The organism is Verrucomicrobiota bacterium (assembly GCA_039192515.1).
Taxonomy (GTDB): Bacteria; Verrucomicrobiota; Verrucomicrobiia; order Methylacidiphilales; family JBCCWR01; genus JBCCWR01.
The window spans coordinates 1-4,546 of record JBCCXA010000076.1 but is presented as its reverse complement, the minus strand read 5'-3'; the positions used below and the strand labels follow the sequence as shown (position 1 = coordinate 4,546).

The window sequence follows — 4,546 nt, the reverse complement described above, 5'->3', positions numbered from 1 at the left end:
GCTTCTTGCGTACGAACATCCACCGAAACTAAGCCTAAAAGTTGACCTGGGACACCCAAAGTCAACCTAAAATCAACTCCTAAAACCTATAAATGACTATTTTAACCTGTAACTCAATACAGGTGTCGAAAACAGGAAATAAGGATTCCACGCAATTAAAAAAATTAAAAAAAGCCTCAACAAATGTCGAGACTTCTTCACCATTTTGTTTAAGTTGATACTAAAATGGATATTCGTTTTTAGCTATTACGTGGTCAGCTATACGTCTTCTTGCATCTTTAAGATTCATTGGCTCTACCTTAGTGAACCTCTTCAAGCCCATTAACATCATACGTTGCTCATCACCCTCGGCAAAAGAGTTGATCGCTTCTCTGCCTGCAGAAGCAGCTTTTTCAATAGCTTCATGCAGATATACGCGCATCATGTCTATTTCAACGCCTAAAGCGCTTTCACCTTGCTGGCGCACAAGTTTTTCCACCCTCAAAAGTGTCGACTCAGCCACATATCCCTCAATAAGCATATCGGCCAGATTCATTAAGATCTCTTGCTCTTCGCCAAGCTTCTGCATGTACTTCTGAACAGCCGCACCGGCAACCATCAGACCGGCCTTCTTAAGGTTCACCAAAGCTTTCTTCTCCTTGGCAAACAATTCATCTCCATCACCGGCGCCAAAATCGGGAATAGACATAAGCTCTTTTTGGACTGCCATGGCAGGAGACATAAGGTCGATGCTTCCTTTCATTGCTCTTTTCAATAACATATCGATACAGAGCATGCGGTTAATTTCGTTTGTGCCTTCAAAAATTCTGTTGATACGGGCATCTCTGTAAGCTCTGTCCATTGGACCTTCAGCAGAGAACCCCATTCCGCCATAGATCTGTACGCCCTCGTCAGCGCAGAAGTCAAGTACTTCAGAGCCATGAACCTTAAGTATAGCACACTCTATCGCAAATTCTTCTACCGATTTTAATTTGGCCGTCGCCTCATCCATTCCACCTGCGATCAATGCATCATACGCATCATCAATATTTTGACCCGCTCTGTAATGAGCCGATTCGGAAGCATAAGTCATTGTGACCATCCTCGCTATTTTATTCTTGATGGCTCCGAAGGTTGAAATTGATGTGCCAAACTGCTTGCGCTCATTAGCATAATTAACAGCGGTACTAATTATTCTTTTAGAACCTCCTACCGCAGCAACACCCAGTTTAATTCTACCAATGTTAAGGATATTTACTGCGATTTTGAATCCATTTTCACGATCAGAAAGAAGGTTTTCTGCAGGTACCTTACAGTCATTAAAGAAGATCTGACGGGTAGATGAGCCCTTTATTCCCATCTTTTTCTCTTCCTCATTCATGGTGATGCCACCGTATTCTTTCTCGACTATAAATGCCGATAGGTTTTTATCATCATCAATCTTAGCAAACACGATAAAAACATCGGCAAAACCACCGTTAGTTATCCACATCTTTTGACCATTAATGACATAGTGCTTGCCATCTTCGGTCAATACGGCTTTCGTTTTGCCAGAATTAGCATCAGAACCTGAATCTGGCTCCGTTAAACAATAGGCAGCCTTCCACTCGCCTGTAGCTAGCTTAGGTAGATACTTTTTCTTCTGATCTTCATTTCCATAGTAAAGAATGGGCAATGTTCCGATGCCTGTATGTGCAGAGATAGCAACAGCGAACGAATGCGCACCACCAAATACTTCTGCTACCAGCATGGAAGTATTAAAATTCATACCAAAGCCTTCATACGCTTCGGGAACACTAGTACCTAACAAGCCAAGGTCTCCGGATTTATCTAGGAGAGATGGCATAAGCTCAGGATTCTGCATAGAATCAATTTCATCCAGCTTTGGATTTATCTCCTGTTCAATAAAGTCTTGACAGGTTTGAGCTATCATACGCTGCTCTTCACTCCACTCTTCGGGAATAAAAACATCCTGGGCATCAGTTTCTTTAATTAGAAACTCTCCACCTTTAATCGCTTTTTTTTCTTCTACTATTGTACTCATATTTCTTGATATTTAGTATTGAGTCGTAAGTCCTGAGTACTTACAGACAACATTCACACTTTATAATTTTTATAACTTGACACAGAAATACTCAGGGCTCAAGACTCTGCACTCAAGACTAGTTTAAGAATTCATAAACACCAGCCACACCTTGACCACCACCAACACAGGCCGTCACCATACCGTACTTTTGGTTTCTTCTTCGCATCTCGTCAAATAGCTGGATGGAAAGTTTTGCGCCAGAGCAACCTAATGGATGACCCAATGCAATGGCTCCACCATTTGGATTGAGCTTTTCCTGATTGATATCCAACTCACGAATAACAGCCAGGGATTGAGCAGCAAATGCCTCATTAAGTTCAATTTGGTCAATATCATCCAACTTTAGTCCGGCTTTGTCTAGCGCTTTAGGCACTGCAGCCACAGGACCAATACCCATAATTCGTGGTTCAACTCCAGCAGCCACATAACTCATCATTCGGGCAATGGGCTTGAGATTCAACTCATTTACCATTTTTTCCGACATCACCATTACAAAAGCCGCACCATCAGACGTTTGGCTTGAGTTTCCGGCAGTTACCGAACCTCCCATTGCAAAAACAGGCTTAAGTTTAGCTAATGCTTCAATAGTCGTACTTGCCCGTACCCCCTCGTCTGTATCCACAATATACTCCTTGGTTTGCTTTTTCATGCCTTCATCAATGTAGGTCTCTTTGACTGTAATAGGTACAATTTGGTCCTTGAACTTTTCTTCTTTCAGGGCAGAGGCAGCTTTCATATGCGAGTTGTAAGAAAATTCATCCTGATCTGCACGGGAGACTTTGAATTCTTTAGCTACCTGCTCTGCAGTTAGACCCATACTGGTGTAATAGTCCGGAGTTTTGCTTGCAATCTCATAATTGAGAGCAGTTTTATAACCCATCACAGGTACTAGGGACATTGACTCCGTTCCCCCTGCGATTATGCAATCGGCCATACCGGCATGAATTCTCGCCGCTGCAATGTTAATAGCTTCTAATCCCGATCCACAATACCTGTTAATAACCATTCCAGGGACTTCAAGGGGTAGAGACATTAAGGAGATCATCCTTCCCATTTGCATTCCCTGTTCGGCTTCTTGCACAGCATTGCCAACAATGAGATCATCAACTCTTGTCGCATCTAATCCATCCACAGAGGCTACGAGATATTTTATAACATCTACCGCTAAATCATCAGGCCTTGTGAAACGGAACCCTCCCCGATTGGCCTTACCTACTGCTGTTCTGTATCCTTTTACTATATATGCATTCATTTTTTTGTGTTTAGTGTTTAGTAGTAAGTCTTTAGTAAGTCCTAAGTAGCAGGTGAACTTTTGAGGCCATAATTCATTTTCTGTACCTCAATCAGATCGTCTTGAAGACTTCTAAACGCATCTTTATCCAAGAACCCTACTCTTGGCGCTATAGTTAGTTGTGTATCCAGTTCATAAGACGAGCCATGAGATATCCCCAAAAATTGATTAAACTCTTTCTTTAAATTTCTTCCGGAGCCCTCTGCTATGTTTGATGGAATTGAAACCGCACTTCTTCTTATTTGCGAGGTTAGGCCGTAAACTTCCTCCTTTGGAAAAGATTGAGTAGCCTCATAAATCTTAACAACAAGATCAACAGACTTCTGCCATACTTTAAGATCTTTATAGTTATTCATAATATACCCACTAATAACTTTAGACTTTTTACTTACTACTATTCATTAATTTCTTAAAGGTTTCCCACCTGTTAAAATCGATTGTATACGTTCCAGTGTTTTCTTTTCACCTGTTAGAGAAAGAAATGCCTCTCTTTCTAAATCAAGCAGGTATTGTTCAGAAACATGCTGTGAATAGGATAAATCCCCACCGCACATCACATAAGCTATCTTATGGGCTATCTTAACATCATGATCAGAAATATAATTTCCCATACGCATGCCATTGACACCTGCCATGAATAATGCCATTCCCGTTTTCCCATGTACCTTAATATTAGTAGCCTGAATAGGTTTGGTATACCCGGCTTCTGCTAGTTCAATGACTGCCGCTTTTGCATCTGCAATCTGACGATCACGGTTAATGGTTATACTGTCTTGCTCTCGGATAATGTGCATATCAATAGCTTCTTGAGTAGAAGTGGCTACTTTTGCTGTAGCTATATTCATGAAAGCATTTTGCAGTGCATTCAGCTCCACATCGCCGGTTTCTACTGCATCAGAAACTCTTTTGGTTAGCTCTTTAGTGCCCCCTCCTCCTGGAAGTAAGCCAACGCCAACTTCAACCAATCCAATGTAGGTCTCAGCGGCGGCCTGAACTTTATCTGCATGTAGCGTCATTTCACAACCACCTCCCAGCGTAAGACCATGAGGCGCAACCACCACAGGAACGCTGGAATATCGCACTCGCATCATTGTATTTTGGAAATGACGGATCATAAAGTCAACCTCATCAAATTCCTGTTCAATGGCATACATGAAAACCATTCCAAGGTTTGCCCCGGCTGAGAATTG

Annotated in this window: 4 protein-coding genes; all 4 read right to left on the bottom strand. The window is 41.9% G+C overall.

The window, feature by feature from the left end; translation table 11 throughout:
* Window positions 1-220: 220 nt before the first annotated feature.
* A complete protein-coding gene (locus AAGA18_15800; protein MEM9446805.1) occupies window positions 221-2,023 on the bottom strand; it encodes an acyl-CoA dehydrogenase family protein in 1,803 nt (600 codons plus the stop codon).
* A 118-nt stretch (window positions 2,024-2,141) separates the two neighbouring features.
* Window positions 2,142-3,317: an acetyl-CoA C-acyltransferase gene (locus tag AAGA18_15795; protein MEM9446804.1), complete on the bottom strand. Its 1,176-nt coding sequence runs from the start codon at window positions 3,315-3,317 to the stop codon at window positions 2,142-2,144.
* A gap of 41 nt (window positions 3,318-3,358) precedes the next feature.
* The gene (locus AAGA18_15790; protein MEM9446803.1) at window positions 3,359-3,712 is read right to left on the bottom strand and encodes a four helix bundle protein; all 354 of its coding nucleotides are present in this window, start codon (window positions 3,710-3,712) and stop codon (window positions 3,359-3,361) included.
* A 45-nt stretch (window positions 3,713-3,757) separates the two neighbouring features.
* Window positions 3,758-4,546: enoyl-CoA hydratase-related protein (locus AAGA18_15785; protein MEM9446802.1), on the bottom strand; the 789-nt coding region annotated here is incomplete at its 5' end.